The organism is Bradyrhizobium valentinum, assembly GCF_001440405.1.
GTDB lineage: Bacteria > Pseudomonadota > Alphaproteobacteria > Rhizobiales > Xanthobacteraceae > Bradyrhizobium > Bradyrhizobium valentinum.
This window is the reverse complement of sequence record NZ_LLXX01000019.1, coordinates 1-18494: the sequence shown is the minus strand read 5'-3', so window position 1 is coordinate 18494 and position 18494 is coordinate 1. Positions and strand designations below refer to the sequence as shown.

The 18494-nt window shown below is 63.7% G+C and carries 20 protein-coding genes; 1 reads left to right on the top strand and 19 read right to left on the bottom strand.

What is annotated here, in order from left to right:
• From CP49_RS02110 to rimP, 4 genes are all read right to left on the bottom strand, one after another.
• On the bottom strand, positions 1-234 hold a 234-nt coding region (locus CP49_RS02110; RefSeq protein ID WP_156437970.1), incomplete at its 3' end, for a translation initiation factor IF-2 associated domain-containing protein.
• Positions 235-311: 77 nt separating this feature from the next.
• On the bottom strand, positions 312-992 hold the full coding sequence (locus CP49_RS02105) for an RNA-binding protein (protein WP_057848644.1): 681 nt from the start codon (positions 990-992) through the stop codon (positions 312-314).
• A 75-nt stretch (positions 993-1067) separates the two neighbouring features.
• On the bottom strand, positions 1068-2678 hold the full coding sequence (gene nusA, locus CP49_RS02100; RefSeq protein ID WP_057848643.1) for a transcription termination factor NusA: 1611 nt from the start codon (positions 2676-2678) through the stop codon (positions 1068-1070).
• 3 nt (positions 2679-2681) lie between these two features.
• Positions 2682-3470, bottom strand: coding sequence for a ribosome maturation factor RimP (rimP, locus tag CP49_RS02095; protein ID WP_057848642.1), 789 nt, complete (start codon positions 3468-3470; stop codon positions 2682-2684).
• Between the two features lie 340 nt (positions 3471-3810).
• Between rimP and CP49_RS02090 the strand changes: the two genes are divergently transcribed.
• A complete protein-coding gene (locus CP49_RS02090; RefSeq protein ID WP_057848641.1) occupies positions 3811-4881 on the top strand; it encodes a DUF2336 domain-containing protein in 1071 nt (356 codons plus the stop codon).
• A gap of 103 nt (positions 4882-4984) precedes the next feature.
• Here CP49_RS02090 and trmB read toward each other — a convergent pair whose 3' ends face one another.
• The 15 genes from trmB to CP49_RS02015 form a co-directional block, all read right to left on the bottom strand.
• The gene (trmB, locus tag CP49_RS02085; protein WP_420807585.1) at positions 4985-5725 is read right to left on the bottom strand and encodes a tRNA (guanosine(46)-N7)-methyltransferase TrmB; all 741 of its coding nucleotides are present in this window, start codon (positions 5723-5725) and stop codon (positions 4985-4987) included.
• Positions 5725-6852 (bottom strand): M20 family metallopeptidase, encoded by a 1128-nt coding sequence (locus CP49_RS02080; protein ID WP_057848639.1) that lies wholly within the window; start codon positions 6850-6852, stop codon positions 5725-5727. Before CP49_RS02080 ends, trmB begins: the two co-directional genes overlap by 1 nt.
• A 100-nt stretch (positions 6853-6952) precedes the next feature.
• On the bottom strand, positions 6953-7369 hold the full coding sequence (locus CP49_RS02075; RefSeq protein ID WP_057848638.1) for a helix-turn-helix domain-containing protein: 417 nt from the start codon (positions 7367-7369) through the stop codon (positions 6953-6955).
• Positions 7370-7615: 246 nt separating this feature from the next.
• Positions 7616-9226, bottom strand: coding sequence for an apolipoprotein N-acyltransferase (gene lnt, locus CP49_RS02070; RefSeq protein ID WP_057848637.1), 1611 nt, complete (start codon positions 9224-9226; stop codon positions 7616-7618).
• Positions 9223-10341, bottom strand: coding sequence for a hemolysin family protein (locus tag CP49_RS02065; RefSeq protein WP_057848636.1), 1119 nt, complete (start codon positions 10339-10341; stop codon positions 9223-9225). Before CP49_RS02065 ends, lnt begins: the two co-directional genes overlap by 4 nt.
• A 1-nt stretch (position 10342) precedes the next feature.
• A complete protein-coding gene (gene ybeY / locus CP49_RS02060) occupies positions 10343-10840 on the bottom strand; it encodes an rRNA maturation RNase YbeY (RefSeq protein WP_245322758.1) in 498 nt (165 codons plus the stop codon).
• Positions 10841-10923: 83 nt separating this feature from the next.
• Positions 10924-11979, bottom strand: a complete 1056-nt coding sequence (locus tag CP49_RS02055) for a PhoH family protein (protein ID WP_082645829.1) — start codon at positions 11977-11979, stop codon at positions 10924-10926.
• A 4-nt stretch (positions 11980-11983) separates the two neighbouring features.
• The gene (gene miaB / locus CP49_RS02050) at positions 11984-13402 is read right to left on the bottom strand and encodes a tRNA (N6-isopentenyl adenosine(37)-C2)-methylthiotransferase MiaB (RefSeq protein WP_057848634.1); all 1419 of its coding nucleotides are present in this window, start codon (positions 13400-13402) and stop codon (positions 11984-11986) included.
• Positions 13403-13965: 563 nt separating this feature from the next.
• Entirely contained in the window at positions 13966-14364 is a 399-nt protein-coding gene (locus CP49_RS02045) for a hypothetical protein (protein WP_057848646.1), read from the bottom strand.
• A 134-nt stretch (positions 14365-14498) separates the two neighbouring features.
• A complete protein-coding gene (locus CP49_RS02040; RefSeq protein WP_057848633.1) occupies positions 14499-15197 on the bottom strand; it encodes an HAD family hydrolase in 699 nt (232 codons plus the stop codon).
• Between the two features lie 12 nt (positions 15198-15209).
• Entirely contained in the window at positions 15210-15659 is a 450-nt protein-coding gene (locus CP49_RS02035; protein ID WP_057848632.1) for a Fur family transcriptional regulator, read from the bottom strand.
• A 52-nt stretch (positions 15660-15711) separates the two neighbouring features.
• The gene (rimI, locus tag CP49_RS02030) at positions 15712-16194 is read right to left on the bottom strand and encodes a ribosomal protein S18-alanine N-acetyltransferase (protein WP_057848631.1); all 483 of its coding nucleotides are present in this window, start codon (positions 16192-16194) and stop codon (positions 15712-15714) included.
• The gene (gene tsaB, locus CP49_RS02025) at positions 16194-16892 is read right to left on the bottom strand and encodes a tRNA (adenosine(37)-N6)-threonylcarbamoyltransferase complex dimerization subunit type 1 TsaB (RefSeq protein WP_057848630.1); all 699 of its coding nucleotides are present in this window, start codon (positions 16890-16892) and stop codon (positions 16194-16196) included. The genes rimI and tsaB overlap by 1 nt, the downstream gene beginning before the upstream one ends.
• 242 nt (positions 16893-17134) lie before the next feature.
• Entirely contained in the window at positions 17135-17704 is a 570-nt protein-coding gene (locus tag CP49_RS02020) for a NifU family protein (RefSeq protein ID WP_057848629.1), read from the bottom strand.
• Between the two features lie 116 nt (positions 17705-17820).
• The gene (locus CP49_RS02015) at positions 17821-18315 is read right to left on the bottom strand and encodes a universal stress protein (RefSeq protein ID WP_057848645.1); all 495 of its coding nucleotides are present in this window, start codon (positions 18313-18315) and stop codon (positions 17821-17823) included.
• Positions 18316-18494 lie beyond the last annotated feature (179 nt).

Sequence of the window (18494 nt, the reverse complement as noted above, 5' to 3'; positions counted from 1 at the left end):
GAGCGGCGCCTTCGCAGGGGCCGGCTTGGCGGCGGCCGGCTCGGGCGTATGGGTTTCCGGTGCGGGCGCATCGCCGCCAACGCGGCGCTTGCCACGCTTTTCGACCACGACCTGCTTGGTCCGGCCATGGCTGAAGCTCTGGCGCACGGTGCCCGTCTCGACCCGCGGCTTAAGGGTCAAGGTCTTGGTCGGGACACTCAGAGTCTTGTCGCCAGGCGTTTTGGTATCAACCATTCAGCAGTCCTAATCTCGTTACGTTGTGCGCATCCGCACAGTCATTGAAGCAGGGCTTCGGAACCAATCTTCGTCAGTCAGAATTTCTGGCCGCCATCCCCGGTCTTGTCGTCATCGTCCATCCGGTATCGAACCAGGATATGGCAGCGCGACAGGAACGTTTTGCTCGCCGGGCCCGCGAGCAGCGCAGCATGTATCACATTTGACCGGCCCAGTGCCAAATCCAATTGTGCCGAGGTTAAAGCAGTAACAATCGGCAAATCCCGCGATTCGCCGCTATTTCCGCCCCTTTGCCCGGCGATAGCGTCCAATTTGCGGATTCCGTCGGCCGCGCCGTCGGAAGCGTGAATCAGGGCTTCCGCCTTGCCCTGTTCGAGCAGGCCCTGGACCTTGGCAAAGCCGGAAATGACCTGACCAGCCTTGGCCGCCATGGCCAGCGCCTCGGTGCAGCTTCGTTCCAGCAGGGCCTCGGTATCGGCGGGAAGGGTCGTCGCGACGCGGACGTCACGCTTAAACCCTCGCTTAAATTGGTGACGCCGCGCCGCTTCCGCAACGGTCTGCCGCGAGGCCCGGACCCATAGGCCGCGGCCGGGCAATTTTCGCTTCAAATCGGGGATTACCTCGCCCTGGGGCGAGACCACGAACCGGATCAGTTCGTCGATCGGGCGTACCTCGCGACTGACCGCGCACATCCGCATGGTCGCGGACTTGTCAGTCCGCGGCCCATGGTCGAGATCGGGGTCAGCCAAAGCGAGCATGCCTGTCTAGTGGCTCCTGTCATCTGCGCACGGTCTGCGCGCAGAAAAGATATTCGGCTTTGCGGAACACCCGCATTACGCCGTCTGGTCTTCGGTGACCTCGGCCGCCTCGGATTGTTTGGCGAGCTCGGCCTCGGTGATCCAGCCGGCAATGACGCGGGCCTGCATGATCAAGCGCTCGGCATCGTCGCGCGAGATCTCGTTGGCGTCGAGAATACCGGGGTGCTTGGTCGGCTCGCTGCCTTCCTTGCGTTCGGTCCAGCCGACCAGATCGTCGGTGGCGCAGCCCGCCAGATCCTCGACCGTCTTGATGTCGTTCTCGCCGAACTTCACCAGCATCTTCGATGTCACGCCGGGCACCGTCTTCAAAGCATCATCCACACCGAGTTCCTTGCGCTTGTTTTCCAGCTCCGTCTCGAGCTGTTCCAGATATTCCTTCGCCCGGCTCTGCAGCTCGTTGGCGGTTTCCTCGTCGAAGCCTTCAATGCTGGCCAGTTCCTTGACGTCGACCAGCGCGAGTTCCTCCACCGAGGTGAAGCCTTCCGACGCCAGCAATTGGCCGACCACCTCGTCGACGTTCAGCGCTTCCATGAAGACGCGGGTCGAATTCTCGAAGTCGGCCTGGCGGCGCTCGGACTCTTCCTGCTCGGTGAGGATGTCGATATCCCAGCCGGTCAATTGCGAGGCGAGGCGCACGTTCTGGCCGCGTCGGCCGATCGCCAGCGAGAGCTGGTTGTTGGTGTCGGGAACGACGACCTCGATCCGCTCGCGGTCCTCGTCGATCACGACCTTGGCGACTTCGGCGGGCGCCAGCGCGTTGACGACGAAGGTCGCAATATCGGGCGACCAGGGAATGATGTCGATCTTCTCGCCCTGCAGTTCGTTCACCACCGCCTGCACGCGCGAGCCGCGCATGCCGACGCAGGCGCCGACCGGATCTACCGAGGAATCCCGGGAAATCACGCCGATTTTCGCGCGCGAGCCGGGATCGCGGGCCACCGCCTTGATCTCGACGATGCCGTCATAGATCTCAGGCACTTCCTGCGCGAACAGTTTTGCCATGAATTGCGGATGGGTGCGGGAGAGGAAGATCTGCGGTCCGCGGGTTTCGCGGCGGACGTCGAAGATATATGCGCGGACGCGGTCGCCGTTGCGGAACACCTCGCGCGGCAGCATTTCGTCACGGCGGATGATGGCTTCACCGCGGCCGAGATCGACGATCACGCTGCCATATTCGACGCGCTTGACGACGCCGTTGACGATATCGCCGATGCGGTCCTTGAATTCCTGGTATTGCCGGTCGCGCTCGGCCTCGCGCACCTTCTGCACGATCACCTGCTTGGCGGATTGCGCGGCGATGCGGCCATATTCCAGCGGCGGCAGGGTGTCGGCGATGGTGTCGCCGACCTGGGCGCCCGGGTTGGCGCGCTGCGCGTCCGCCAGCGAAATCTGGTTCGACGAGTTCTCGACCTGCTCGACGACCAGCATGTGACGCGACAGCCGCAATTCGCCCTTCTTGGCGTCGATCTCGGCGTGAACGTCGGTCTCGCTGCCGTAACGGGCGCGGGCCGCCTTGGCGATGGCGTCTTCCATCGCAGCGATCACGATCCCGCGGTCGATCGACTTTTCGCGGGCGACCGCGTCTGCGATCTGCAGCAGTTCGAGTTTGTTGGCACTGACGGCCATGGCCTAGTCTCCTTCGGTAGGATCGAGGTCGCCTCTGCGCAGTCGTTCTGCGGCGAGGCGGTGTTTCTTGCTATTCGTCGGCTCCGGCTTTTTGCCGGGCTTGCTTCCGGTCTTAGTTCCAGGCTTGGGCTTCGGCTTGTTGCTCCTGGCCGGATCGCTCGTCTTTGCGTGCGGCGGAGGCGGCGGCGCCAGCCCGAGATTCTGCTTCAATTCGCGCTCGGCCTGCTTGCCGCGCCGCATCGATTCCGCAATCAATTCGTCGGTCAGAACCAGCCGTGCATCGGCGATGTCTTCCATCACCAGGAGCACGTCGGCATCTTCTTCCGCGCGTGTGTCATCCCGATGTAGCCGCACGGCATTATCTTCGACGCCGGCCAGCGTACCACGGAAACGCTTGCGGCCCTGATGGGCGACCGCCATTTCGATCTTCACGAGATGACCGCTGAAACGTTCGAAATCGGAACGGCGTACCAGCGGGCGATCAATGCCCGGCGAGGATATCTCCAGCCGGTAGGCGCGGTCGATCGGATCGGCGACGTCGAGCACCGGCGACAGCGCCCGCGAAATCGCCTCGCAATCCTCGATCTGCATCGATCCGTCGGGCCGTTCGGCCATGATCTGGACGGTGCAGCCGGCCTCGCCGGAAATCTTGATCCGGACCAGCCTATAGCCCATTCCCTGCAGAACCGGTCCGGCCACCGCCGACACCCGCGCCGCCACGCCCGGCTCGACGACGAGACGGGGCTCGGCCAGCAGCTCGGCATCCACGGAAACAGCAGTTGGATCGGTCATGTCCAGGGTCAAAAGCGTCTTACTTGCATGGGTTTAGGCCGGGCCCTAACCGGAGGTCCGGCCGGTTCCCCGAACCGGGCCTGACGCCCATTCTGGGCAGGCCAGGTTCAGGTAATAAAAAAGAGCGGGTCCCGGGGGGCCCACTCTCAATACGCGATCGTATGAGAACCATAAGTTGCCGCGGATATAGCGGTTTTTCCGCAATCCGACAAGGCCCGTGATCCCGTTAAGTCCGATTTTGCCAAGCTTTGAAGGCGGGGGCAATGTCTAACCCTTCATTCATGAACGCGGCCTAGATTTCCCCAAAAACCTGCCAATTCAGGCCGGTTTGGGTGGGTTTATGATAATTTCACCATCGCTGATCCCAGAACTCGACGACATCATCAGTCGTGGCGACCCCAAGCGCCGCGCCGATGCCGCGCGCCGCATCAGCGAGCTTTTCCTGCAGGGGGCGGCGGGCTTCCGTTCCGACCATGTCGATCTGTTCGACGGTGTTCTGACCAGTCTCGTCCCGCATGCCGAACTCGAAGCACGCACCGAACTGGCCGAGCGCTTGTCGACGCTGGCGAATGCGCCGCGCGGCCTGGTCGGTCAACTCGCCCGCGAAGATGAAATCGCCATCGCAGGCCCGCTGCTGCGCCGCTCGCCGGTCATCGACGATAAGATGCTTGTCGAAATTGCGTCCGTGAAGGGCCAGGATCACCTGCTGGCGATGGCGGAGCGGCCCACGCTTTCAACCGATCTCACCGACGTCATGGTCGCTCGCGGCGACCGCGACGTCGTCAGGCGCGCCGCTGGCAATGCAGGCGCCGCCTTCTCGTCGAGCAGCTATTCGACGTTGATCAAGCGCGCCGGCCAGGACGGCGTGCTGACGATCAGGCTCGGCCAGCGCGACGACCTGTCTTCCGAACAATTGAAGGATCTGCTTTCCGGCTCCATCGACGTCATCCGTCGTCGCCTGTTTCAGGTCGTCAAGCCCGAGCGGCAGGCCGACATCAAGCAGGCGATGGCCGTTATCACCGGCCCGTCCGAACGCGAGGAGCGGCGCGACTTTGCGCCGGCGCAGCGCACGGTGCTGAAGCTGCACCGCGAGGGCATGCTCGGCGAAGGCGCATTGCTCAACTTTGCCAGGGCCTTCAAATACGAGGAGTCGATCGCCGCGCTGTCAGCGATGACCGGCGTCAAGATCGAAACCCTCGACCGCTTGATCAGCGGCGACCGCTACGATCCGATCCTGATCGCCGGCAAAGCCATCGATCTCGAGTGGGCGACCGTACGCGCGCTGATCTTGCTTCGGCTCGGTCCGAACCGGACGGCATCTCCCGCCGACATCGAAAGCGCGCGGGTCAATTACGTGCGCCTGATGCCCTCGACCGCGCAGCGCGTCGTCGCGTTCTGGAAGACGCGGTAGCGGTCTGACGCTTCCTCCCCGTCATTCCGGGGCGCGCGATAGCGCGAACCCGGAATCTCGAGGTTCCGGGTTCGATGCTGCGCATCGCCCCGGAACGACATCTCTACCCCATCCGCCGGAACCTTAAATACGCCGCCACCCGTCCCTCGCGCTCGGCTTTGCGGCCGTAGCGCGTCATGGTGTAGCGGTCCCACGGCTTTTGCCAGTCGGCGGCGCGCTCAGCCGTCCAGAGAAAATCCGGCGAGCGCATCAGGTGCACCAGTGTCCAGGCGCAGTAATCGTCGATGTCGCTGACGAAGCGGAATTCGCCGCCGTCTTTGAGGATGCGCGCCATCGCGTTGACGGTTGCGTCCTGCACGAAGCGCCGCTTCCAGTGCCGCCGCTTCGGCCAGGGATCGGGATGGATCAGGTCGATCCGTGCCAGCGAACGCGGCGGCGCCCAGGCCAGCAACTCCGCAGCATCGCCGGCGTAGAGCCTGATATTGCCGATGTTGTGCGCCTCGATCTGCGTCAGGATCTTCGCCATGCCGTTGACATAAGGCTCGCAGCCGATGAACCCGATATTCGGAAATGCCTGCGCCTCCGCGATCAGATGTTCGCCGCCGCCGAATCCGATTTCGAGCCTGACATCCTCGATGTCACCTTCGAACAGGTCGGCAAGCCGCTGCGGCGCGGGCGCCCCGATATCGAGCGCCAGGTGCGGCAGCAGATTATCAATCAGGTCGGCTTGGTGGATGCGGAGCTTGTGACCCTTGCGGCGGCCGAAGAACGAGCCGCGCGCATGTGCCGACGCGCCGTCATCCGGCGGCGCGTCGCGGTCGCCGGTGTCGCGCGGGGCGGTCATCATCGCAGCGTCTGATAGAGACGGTACAACAGCCGCGCCCTCGGCTCGATCGAGGAGATGTACATCTGCTCGTAATGGGTATGCGCGCCCTGGCCGTCGACGCCGAGCCCGTCGAGGGTGGCGGTATGCGGCGCGGTGAAATTGCCGTCGGAGCCGCCGCCGGTCGACGTATCGACCAGGTCGAAGCCGATCTCCGCCGCAATCGTCCTGGCGTGCTCGTAGAGCGCCGCGCCGGCATTGCTTTTTTCGTATGGCGGTCGATTCAGCTCGCCGATCACTTTGACGCTGACACCCTCGGTGCGCGATTTCAGATTGAGGATTTTTGACGCGAGCTCGTCGGCATCTGATATCGTCGGCACGCGCAGATCGACCTCGGCATAGGCTTCTTCCGCGATCACGTTCGGTCTTGTGCCGCCGCGGACCACGCCGACATTGACGGTGATGCCGCGCGCAAGATCGTTCATCGCCTCGAGCGTCTGGATGACATTGCCGAGTTCGCGGATGGCGCTGCGGCCGTCCTCGGGCCTGGTGCCGGCATGCGAGGGCACGCCCTTGATGAAAACCTCGAACCGCCCGACGCCCTTGCGTCCGGTGACGATCTTGCCGCCGTCGCGTGCCGGTTCGGTGACCAGCACATATTTCGCTTTGCGTCCCTCGGCCTCGATCAGCGCGCGCGACGTCGGGCTGCCGATTTCCTCATCGGAGACATAGAGCTGGGTGATGCCGAGCGATGGCGGCGCGCCGTCGGCGCAAACCTGCCGAAACGCATGATAGGCAAGATAGGCGCCGCCCTTCATGTCGTAGATGCCCGGGCCGAAGACGCTATCGCCGTCGATCCGGAACGGCAGCCGCTCGATGAACCCCATCGGATGCACCGTATCGAGATGGCTCAGCACCAGGATTCCCGGCGCGTCCTGCCCCCATGACGAGCGCGCCACGAGATGATCGCCGCAGCCGAAATGCCCGGCGATCCGCTCCACGGTCGCGGGCAGGCCGCGATAGCCTTCAGCGACGAGGTCGGCGAGCTTGTTGACCTGCTCAGGTGCTTCGGTCGGGGTCTCGATCTCAACCCAACGGCGGATGCCCTCGAGGATCGGCGCGGGGTCGAAGGGATTGTTTGTCGTCATGTCGTATCCGATACGGCGTCATTTCCCGATGCGCAATTACGAAGCGGGGAATGATGGCATATTCCAGAATACGAAATTCTCAAACCGCCACGGATCGAAATCAGCGCGGGTCGGGGCCGTCGCGCGACGCGATCTGCTCGACCAACTCGACGATGGAGCGCCGCATTTTGGAGTCGCCGATGCGCGTGAACGCGCGCGTCAGCGCAAGACCCTCTGATGTCGCGAGGAAATCAGACACATAGGCCGGGGAGGCGCCTTCGCCGAAACCTTCGCCATTCACCGCGCCGCTCGGCCCGCCATCGAACAGAAACGACACCGGCACCTGCAATATTTCGGAAATCTGCTGCAGGCGGCTGGCGCCGACGCGGTTGGTGCCTTTTTCGTATTTCTGAACCTGCTGGAAAGTGAGGCCGAGCGCTTCGCCCAGTTTCTCCTGGCTCATACCCAGCATGATGCGGCGCATCCGGACGCGGCTGCCGACATATTTGTCAACCGGATTGGGCGCTTTGGTGGACATCTGGATCGCTCCTGGGATTGCGCGCCGGGAAATGAGGCAGTGAAAGAGCTATGCCTCAGGCGCGCCGTGACCGTCATATCCTGCTCGGAGGATCGGGTAGAATTACGGAACGATCTGAGCAACGAAGTGACTGGTTGTTTAATTAGCTTGCAACCGCAGAAAGCGAATCGCAGCCGCTATGTCAACAGGTGGAACCGCGCAGGCAGCGTTTTTAGTAAACCAGTGACAACCTGTGGCGCGCAAATCTCAGGCAGCGCGCTTTGCAGCGCGGCGTCGGATGACGAGCAGGAGTGCAGCGGCTACGATGACCGCGGCCGGGATATCTCCAAGGCGAGCATAAATGGTCGGCGGCAGCGCCGACGGCAGGCCGGCGTCCAGCACGCCTTCGATGCCGAGGCCGAGCCGTGCAACAATACGCCCCGAGGGATCGATCACCGCCGAGATACCGGTGTTGGCGGCGCGCACCATCGGCAGACCTTCCTCGATGGCACGCAGGCGCGCCTGCTGCAGGTGCTGGTAGGGGCCCGTCGAATTTCCGAACCAGCCGTCATTCGTCAGGTTGATGATCCAGCCGGGGCGATCGTCACGCGCTGCAACATTGCCGGGAAAAATCGCTTCGTAACAGATCAGCGGTAGCGCGCTCGGCGCATTCGGTATCTCCATCGCGCGGCGCCGCGTGCCCGGAATGAAGCCACCGTGCACTTTTGTTAGCTGCACGAAGCCAAGCTTTTCCATCCACTCCTGGAACGGCAGATATTCGCCGAATGGCACCAGATGCAGCTTGTCGTAGACCGACAGCACACCGCCGTCATGGTCGATCACATATATCGAGTTGTAAGCACGGCTGACGCGGGCGCCGGGCGGTCCGTCCGGGGCGCGCACCGAGCCGGTCATCAGCACGGTGCCCTTGGGCAAGAGCTCGGCGATCTGCGCCATCGCGTCGGCCTCCCGCGTCAGGAAGAACGGGAAAGCCGATTCCGGCCAGATCAGGATCTGCGCGTCGCGCACGCCGGTGGATTGCGGCCCTGAAGCGCGGTCGGACAGAGCAAGGTATTTCTGCATTACCTCCGCCTTGGCGGCGTAGTTGAATTTGACGTCCTGCTGCAGGTTCGGCTGCATGATGCGCAGCTTGACCTTGGTCATCGCGGTGGGCTGCAACGACAGCCGCACGGCCCCGTAGACGCCCATTGCCACCAGCAGCAACAATGCCGCCGCCGGCGCGATCCAGGGCTTTCGACCGCGCGAGGAGCCGTCGATCAGCACCGCCGGGCTGGCAAAGATCGCGACGCTAAGGAACGTCATGCCCCACAGCCCGATCAGTGACGCCGTCTGCGCCAGCGCCAGAGGCTCCGACAGCGCGTAGCCGAAGGCATTCCATGGGAATCCTGATAGCACATAGCCGCGCAGCCATTCGCTGACCGTGAGTCCGATCGCAAGCGCCAGCACCCGCGAACCGTCCTTCGTCCAGATCAGGCGCGCCAACGCGAAGCCGAGCGCCGGGAATAAGGCAAGATAGGCCGGCAGGCCGAGCACCGCGAACGGCATCAGCCAGGCAAAAGTCGGTGCGTCGACCAGGAAGGCATTGCCGATCCAGTAAAGCCCGGGCACGAAATAGCCGAGCCCGAACCAGAAACCGGACATCGCCGCCGCCGGCACGCCGCGCCGTTTTCCGGCCGCCGCTCCGTCGATCAGCCAGACCGCGACCGGCAAGGTCACGAACAGCACCGGCCAGGCATTGAACGGCGCCATCGAAAGCAGTGACAGCGCGCCGGCGACAAGCGCAATGATCGCACGCTTCCAGCCCCAGGCCAGGATGATCGAAAGTCCCGCCGTACGGAATTTACTGGTTGAGATCACTGCGAGCCGGCTCCATCGCCGGGGGTCGGCGGCGTATTGTCATTGGTCGGCGGCGTGTTGGTGTCGGGCGCGGCCTCGCGGCGGCTACGCTCGCGCGTCGCGCGCGTCGCCGGACGCTCTTTCCGAAGCCCGATCCGCAGCCGCTTGACCCGCCGCGGATCGGCATCGAGTACTTCAATCTCGAAATTGCCCGGGCCCGCAATGACTTCGCCGCGCACCGGCAGGCGGCCGACCTGCGCCACCAGATAGCCGCCAAGCGTCTCGACTTCCTCGCCGGCCTCGCCGGTGACGAATTCCTCGCCGATCATCTTGCGCGCATCCTTGAGACTGGCGCGGGCGTCCGCGATGAATGCGTTGTCTCCCTGCCGGACGATCGACGGCGGCTCGTCACTGTCGTGCTCGTCGTCGATCTCGCCGACGATCTGCTCGACGATGTCCTCGATCGACACCAGCCCGTCGGTGCCGCCATATTCGTCCACCACCAGCGCCAGATGGATGCGCGAGGCCTGCATCTGCGCCAGCAGGTCGATCGCCCGCATCGACGGCGGCACATACAGCAGCTTGCGGATGATGTTGGTGTCGGCGAGCGGCATCGCGAGGTCGACCGCGCGCAAGTCGAGGCCTGCCGGGAAAGGCTTTTTGCGCTTCGGCTTGGCCGTATCGCCGACGCGCGCCTTCGCGGTCATGAAGGCCAGGAGGTCGCGGATGTGAACGATGCCTTCGGGGTCGTCGAGCGTTTCGTTGTAGACCACCAGCCGCGAATGCGCCGCGCTCTCGAACAGGCTCATTAGTTCGCCGAGCGGAATATCCCGCTTGACCGCGACGATGTCGGCGCGGTGCACCATCACATCGGCGATGCGCCGCTCGTTCAGCCCGAGGATGTTGCGCAGCATGGTGCGCTCGATCGCGGAGAAGCCGACATCATCGGGGGTGGAGGCGTCGAGCACGACCTGAAGATCGGCGCGCACCGATCCGGCCCTCCAGCCGAACAGCGTGCGGATCGCGCGCATCAGCCAATTGTCGGCGGCCGGACGCAGTACCTCGCCTTCTTGCACCACTACCGGCAGATTGCGCGTGTCGCGCGGGTTGTCTTGTATCGGGTCGGAGTCCGGCATTTCAGTCCACCCGCCCCCGGTCCGCATAGGGATCGGGAATGCCGAGTTGGGAGAGGATCTCCCGTTCGAGACTTTCCATGGCTTCGGCGTCGTCATCTTTCTCGTGGTCGTATCCGATCAAATGCAGGAAGCCGTGCACCGCAAGATGGCTGAGGTGATGATCGAACGGCTTTTCTTCGTCATCGGCCTCTTTTCGCGTGGTCTCATAGGCGATCGCGATGTCGCCGAGCATACGCGGCGCGTCCGCCGGCGCAGTCGGCTGCAGCGCCGGAAACGACAGTACGTTGGTCGGCTTGTCGATGCCGCGCCAGTTGCTGTTCAGCGTGCGGATTCCGGCATCGTCGGTCAGCATCACCGCGAGTTCGGCCTCGCCGACATCGGCATCGGCGATTTCGGCCGCAGCATTGATGGCGCGATGGATCACCGCCTCGGCTTCCGGCTCCGTGTGCCAGCAATCGGCGACGACGAGAACCTCGGTAAGGGGAAGGGCGGACGACACGGGCGTTCCAGCGCTTTGCATTTCAGAGTTGGGGTTACGGCAGCGGCCTGCCTGCAGCAGGTCGACGGCCGAAGATTTATGGGTCAAGATTTTCCGGTTGCCGGTTTCTGTGGCAACCCCTCATAGGCGGCGACGATCCGCGCCACCAGCTCATGGCGAATGACGTCTTCCGCGGTGAATTTCACCTGCGCAATGCCCTCGACGCCGTCGAGCAGCTTGACGGCTTCGGCAAGTCCCGACGCCTGCCCGTTCGGCAGGTCGACCTGCGATGGATCGCCGGTGATGATCATGCGGCTGTTCTCGCCGAGCCGGGTCAAGAACATCTTCATCTGCATCGAAGTGGTGTTCTGGGCTTCGTCCAGGATGATGACTGCATTGGTCAGCGTGCGGCCGCGCATGAAGGCCAGCGGCGCGATCTCGATCTCGCCGGCCTGCAGCGCACGCTCGACGATGCGCGAATCCATCAAATCGTACAGCGCGTCGTAGATCGGCCTCAAATATGGATCGACCTTTTCCCGCAAGTCGCCGGGCAGGAAGCCGAGCCGCTCGCCGGCCTCGACCGCCGGCCGCGACAGGATGATGCGATCGACTTCCTTACGCTCGAATAATTGCGCGGCATGCGCCACCGCAAGCCAGGTCTTGCCGGTGCCGGCCGGGCCGATGCCGAACACCATCTCGTGGCGCTTCAGCGCGCGGATGTAGGAGTCCTGCGCGGCGGTGCGTGCCCGCACCGGACGCTTGCGCAGGTTGATGGTCTCGAACGAGGGTTTGGCGGTCTTGGCGTCGAACTCGAACAGCGAGCCCTGCGCGAGCACGGCGCGGATCGCGCCCTCGACTTCGCCCTGCGAGAGATCGTGGCCCTGCAAAGCCTGCGCATAGAGCGCCTCCAGCACGCGCCGCGCGGCGTCGCAGCCGTCGCGGGAACCGGCGATGGTGATGTGGTTGCCGCGGGAATCGACGACGATGCCGAGCCGCCGTTCGACCATCGCCAGATTCTGGCCGTAAGGACCGACGAGGGCGGAAGCGGCGCGGTTGTCGTCGAAATCGATGACGACCTGAGTCTCGGGCGGAATTTGCATGTCGCGGTCAAATTTGCGGCTGGGAGCGAGTGAAGATGAATCCGATGCGCTTTTTGGCAAGGGTTCAGGCTCCCCGATTTTCTAGAGAAGAATTGGTCATGGTTGAACGTGTTGAAGAGACTGGCCGCATCGAAGCGCCGGCAAGTTCGCCGAGCAGGCTGTAGCGCTCAAGGCTGGCGATCGAGACTGGCAGCACCTGACCGATGATGTCGGGGGAGGCAAACACGTGCGCGGGCTGAAGGTACGCGGTGCGGCCGACGATCTGGCCGGGGTTGCGGGCCGCGCGTTCGAACAGCACATCGACTGTGTTGCCAATCATGGCCTTGTTGAAGGCCGATTGTTGGCTGTCGATCAACTCCTGGAGCCGCACCAATCGCTCGTCCATCTCAGCCGCTGACACCGTCTCCTGCATGTCCGCCGCCGGCGTGCCGGGCCGCGGCGAATATTTGAAGGAATAGGCCGCAGCGTATCCGATTTGCATGACAAGTGCGAGGGTCGCGGCGAATTCTCCCTCGGTTTCGCCGGGGAAGCCGACGATAAAATCTGATGAAAAAGCAATATCTTGGCGGGCGGCGCGGAAACGGTCGATGACGCGGCGGTAATCATCGGCGGTATGCTTGCGGTTCATGGCGGCGAGAATCCGGTCGGAGCCGGACTGCACTGGAAGATGGACGAACGGCATCAACGCCGCGAGATCGCGGTGGGCCGCTACAAGCGAGTCCTCGACGTCGCGGGGATGGCTGGTCGAGTAGCGCAGCCGCACGATACCGTCGATTTCGGCAAGCCGGTGCAACAGCTTGCCGAGCGGCCAGGTCCGGCCGTCCGGGCCTTCGCCGTGATAGGCGTTGACGTTCTGGCCGATCAGCGTGATCTCGCGCACGCCGTTATCGGCCAGTCGCTTCACGTCGTCGACGATTTTGGCGACCGGGCGCGAGACTTCCGCGCCGCGCGTATAGGGCACCACGCAGAAGGTGCAGAATTTGTCGCAACCTTCCTGCACGGTGACGAAAGCGGAGATGCCGCGCGCGCGGATCGCATTCGGCCTGGGGGCGGGGAGGAAGCCGAACTTGTCCTCGACCGGGAATTCGGTCTCGAGCGCACGGCCCTCGCTTTTCGCGCGCGCCAGCAATTGCGGCAGATGATGGTAGCTCTGCGGCCCGACCACGACGTCAACGGTCGGCGCGCGGCGGATGATCTCCTCGCCCTCGGCCTGCGCGACGCAGCCGGCGACGGCGATGCGCATCTCGCGCCCCTGGCGCGTCGCCTCGTCCTTGGCAAGGCGCAGCCGCCCGAGTTCGGAGTAAACCTTCTCGGAGGCCTTTTCCCTGATATGGCAGGTGTTGAGGATCACCAGATCCGCTTCGTCAGCGCTTTCCGTCTCGACAAAGCCCTCGGGAGCCAGCGTGTCCACCATGCGTTGCGCATCGTAGACGTTCATCTGGCAGCCATATGACTTGATGTGCAGCTTGCGCGGCGGCTTCATGGAACCTTGAATCTGGCGGAAATGGGCGCCCTGGCGGCGGCTCGGGCTCAGATATAGTCTAAATGGCCAAAAAGCCAGTGTTTGAGGCCGTCATTCCGGGGCGCGAAGCGAACCCGGAATCTCGAGATTCCGGGCTCGATGCTGGCGCATCGCCCCGGAATGACGAGAGAAACAGACGCGAGCTCGCGACGGCGCTCAAGATCATCTGGGTTGCTGGCGAGGGATCCAGTCGGACGGGTCCCTGTTCGCCTTATCCCAGAGATCGAACAGCTCGGGCGGCGGAACCTCCACCCATTCGCTGCCGAGGTTGATGCGGTAGGGGGCTGCTCGAAGGCCCCGACAGGCGCCACAATTTTGGATCGACGGCGCGGCCGTTGGCGCGCACCCATCGCGCGATCGGATCAAGCGCGGCCGCCTGCTTTGCCGGCGCCAGGGTAAATCCGCCAAGCATAGCGCGTCCAAGACCTCAAATCGAAAACGCCGGCCGAACTGTCGAAGACGCGCGTGAACGCGTTGTTGGCGCCGCGCAGCATCCGGGGAACGCGCACCCGGCAAACTGACACTCACTTGATTCCCAGGACGTCCTTCAGTTCTGCCGCTTTCTTCATGCACCCTTGTTCGTCGCCAGCCACTGACATCTTGCGGGCTTCGGCCATCAGTTGGTTGGCATGTTCGGCGCTCTGGGTGCTGCTCTTGCTAGTGACTTGCTCCTGATGCGGTGAAGTGGACTGCACGGCCGCTGCCGCTGATCCGGTGGTTTCAGGCTCAGCGCTTTTTTGCTTACCGGCCAGAACCTCCTCTTGGTGCTTGGTCCCCGGCATTCCCGATTCGCTCGGGCTCGCGCCCGTCCCCGCGGAAACGATATTGGGTTCGAGCGCCTTCAGTTCCTGGTTACAATCAGCAAACGCTGGCGGCGCGAAGATAAGGGCGAATGCTGCTGCGGTCACTATGCGTGTAGACATCTGAACCTCCTGCTTGAGGTTGTCTCTCGATGAGAGATACAGGAAAACGTCCACCGATATTCAGTGGTTCCTTGCATACCGAAGGTGTCGGTGAAGATCCTGCTTTATGAAGCAAAGCGGACATTGACCGATTCTCAATACACAGTCCGGTTCGGTGTTGCCTCCACCCCGATCTTCTCCATAAGCCCGGGCAAGTGCCGCATATCGTCGAAAACAGCGACGGCTCCGGCATCGCGCAGCCTGTTCCCATAGCCGGGGCGGCAATGGCTGCCGCCGTGAAACCCGAGCACCGTCATCCCGGCGGCGCGGCCGCCGGTGACGCCGGGAACGCTGTCCTCGATCACGATGCAGCGTTCCGGCGAGATATTCATCTGCTTGGCAGCAAACAGAAACAGGTCGGGCGCAGGTTTGCCGCGGCTGACCTGCGTAGCGGAGAAAATATGCGGAGCGAGCTGGTCATAAAGGCCGGCGCAGGTGAGGCCGTGGCGAATCTTTTCCGGCGTTCCGCTCGAAGCCACGCATTTGGGCAGGACGATCGCGCCAATCGCCTCGCCAACATGCGCGATCGCCTGCAAATCGCCCTCGTAGAATTTCAGCGTGGCCGCTTTCACCTGTTGTTCGAAATCATCGGGCAGTCTTCGGTCGATCTCGCGTTCGATGGTTTGGCGCGCCTCGCGGTCCGACACGCCGAGAAACCTTTCGAGCACCTGTTCTGCCGTGATTGGATAACCGTGGCGCGTCAGTGTCTCCGCATGCGCGCGGCACGAAATGACTTCGCTGTCGACCAGCACGCCGTCGCAGTCGAAGATGACCAGATCGAAGTTCGGGTTCAAGTTGGCACGCGATCAGTTTTTGTCTTCGTCGAGCGGCACGCAATACAGTTCCAGCCGGTGATCGACCAGCTTGTAGCCGAGCTTGCGGGCAATCTCGGCCTGCAACTTCTCGATCTCCTCGGAGGTGAACTCGATCACCTTGCCGTCGCGCAGGTTGATCAGGTGGTCGTGGTGGCTGTCGGGCATCTGCTCGTAGCGTGCCCGGCCTTCGCGGAAATCGTGCCGCTCGATGATCCCGGCGTCCTCGAACAGCTTGACGGTGCGGTACACCGTCGAGATCGAGATCTTGTCGTCGACCGCGACGCAGCGCCGGTAAAGCTCCTCGACGTCGGGATGGTCGACCGAATCGGCCAGCACGCGCGCGATCACCCGGCGCTGTTCGGTCATGCGCATGCCGGTGGCGGCGCAGCGGGCCTCGATGCCGGTATTCTTGTGCGCGGACGGGGATTTCAGTACGGGCATGATCTCAAGGCCTTGGCGAACAGGTCGGGCGTGTTTTGCCACCCCGTGAATACTACGACAAGTCGCGCCGCATCAGAAGTGCGTTCAATTGCTCCCCGCCGGGCTGCTGATAATAGCGTTCCCGGCGGCCAACCACCTCAAAACCGGCCCATTCGTAAAGACGCCGCGCCGGTTGATTATTTTCTTCGACCTCGAGAAACACCTTGCGTACGCCGCGGCCGGCTAGATGGCCGAGATGCGTCAGCAACAGGTTGCGGGACAGGCCACGGCCACGTTGGGTCGCGTCGATGGCGATCGACAACAACTCCGCCTCGTCGGCAGCCATGCGCGACACCGCAAATCCGATAGTCTTGCGCCCGAGCCTGAGGCGGTGAACGAGCGTGTTGCGCTCGGTCAGCATGACCTCGAATTCGCCTTCGCCCCAGCCGCGGTGAAACGATGCGCCATGCAGTTGCGAAAGGCGCGCTGCGTCGCGCGGATTGGCCGGTTCGATCACCGCCGTGCCGCCGCTCCACCAATCGGAGAGCCATGTCATCACGATGCCGGCGGCTGCGCGGCGCCTGGCAGCGGATCCTTCGGCGGCTTGGCGTCGGGCGCGCGCAGATAATAGGGGCGGGCGGCTGATGTCTCGGGATTGACCGCGGCGCCCAGCCACGCCACCCAGGCGATATCGGGCGCACCTTGCTGATCGACTTTGAAGGGCGGAGCCGCGTCAGTCGCCCAGCGGTCGGCGAGAATTTTGGCGGCATTGCCGACCAGATGCGGCGCGCCGAAACGCGCCGCGTCGAGTGCTTCCACGATCGGCGCCACTTTCGCGTTGATCAATGAACGGCCGTCGCCGCCCAGCACCTGGAAATAGACATGATCATGCCGCGCATCGACGGCTGATATCACCGGATGTTCGCTGTTCGCACTGACGATGGGAGCAGCGAATGCGGTCAGCGTCGTCACGCCGACGACCGGCTTGCCGGCGGCGAGCGCAATGCCGCGGGCGGCGGAAAGTCCGACGCGCAGTCCGGTAAAGCTGCCGGGACCGGTCGTCGCGGCGATACGGTCGAGCGCGGCAAAGGCAACGCCGGACGCTTTCATCACGCGCGCGATCAGCGGCATCAAGGCTTCGGCATGGCCGCGCTTCATCGGCTGCGATTCTAACGCAATCGGCCCGCCCGCGCTGGTGTCGAGCACGGCCGCGGCGCAGGCATCGAGCGCGGTATCGATGGAAAGGATCAGCATGCGGGAAGGTATAGCAGACGCGCAATCGTCACGTCATGTCAGGAGTCGTGGTGGGCGCGCGCGCTTGCGCATTGCCGACCGCACGTCTGTTAGACCTCATCCTGAGGAGGCGCGTAAGCGCCGTCTCGAAGGATGAATGGCACCGGCCGGGCCACATGGTTCGAGACGCCGCGGAGCCTGTCATCGGGCCGCGCTGCGCGCGGACCCGTTGGCGGCTCCTCACCATGAGGACCGCGAGCCAATTACACCGGCCGGACTTCGACCACGTCGGGCACGAAATGCCTCAGGAGATTCTGGATGCCGTGCTGCAATGTCGCGGTCGAGGACGGGCAGCCGGAGCAGGCGCCCTTCATGTTGAGGTAGACGACGCCGTCCTTGAAGCCGCGGAAGGTGATGTCGCCGCCGTCATTGGCGACCGCAGGCCGCACCCGCGTCTCGATCAGGTCCTTGATGGTCGCGACCGTATCGGCGTCGGTCTCGTTGAAGAACTCGCCTTCCTCGTCCGCCGCCTCGTCATTGCCGGCAGTGCCGTCGGCGAGCAGCGGCGCGCCGGACATGTAGTGCTCCATGATGGCGCCGAGGATCGCGGGCTTGAGGTGCTGCCAGTCGCCGTCCGCCTTGGTCACGGTGACGAAATCGTAGCCGTAGAACACGCCGGATACGCCGGGTACGTCGAACAGCCGTTCGGCAAGCGGCGAGCGGGCAGCGGCTTCGCGGCTCGAAAATTCCATCGTGCCGGTGTCGAGCACGGTGCGGCCCGGAATGAATTTCAGTGTGGCGGGATTGGGCGTGGCTTCAGTCTGAATGAACATTGGTTTTCTCCGGCGTCGCCGGTTCAAGGCCGGCGCGTGGGGTCTTCTGTAGCAGATGGCGACGGGGTGCGCACGATCAAGGGGCGCAGACAGCAATTCTGCAGGTAAATCAAGCCTTAGGACAGGCCGTCAATGTCGGAATCGGTGAGATCGCCAGGCACGATGACGACCGGAATCGGGAACGAGCCGGCGACTTGCGCCATCATGCTGATCAGGGGCCCCGGGCCCTCGGGGCCAGGATTGGCCGCCAGCACCAGCATCGAAATATCGACGTCCTTGTCGATCACGTCGAGGATCTGGGTGGTCGGGTCGCCTTCGCGAATCACCCGCTCCGGCGTGATCGCGGCGATGCCGTTGGCGCGGCCGGAGGCGCGGTCGAGCGCCTCGTTGGCGGCGTCCTCCGCCTCGGCGCGCATCAGGTCGGCCACGCCCAGCCATTGCTGGTTCTGGTCCTCGATGGCGATGATGCGCAGCATCACCACGCCGCCGCCGACGCGCACGGCCCAGCGGCTCGCGTAATACACTGCGCGGTCCCATTCCGCGGTGTCGTCAACGATGACTAGGCATTTTGGCTTGTGACCCGTCTCGTAGCTTCGTCGCTGGGTGGTCATGCATATCCCGGTGCTGCGCCAAACCGCCGCATGCTGCCACGGCGCAGCCGCCTTCGACAAGCGGCGTCGCGATCGTCAGGCTGGAGCGATTCCTGGTTCTACCGCGTCATGGCCCCTCAAACCCCTCATCCTGAGAGTCTGACTCAAAATAAGTCATTGGCATCTCAGGTTCTAGCCAG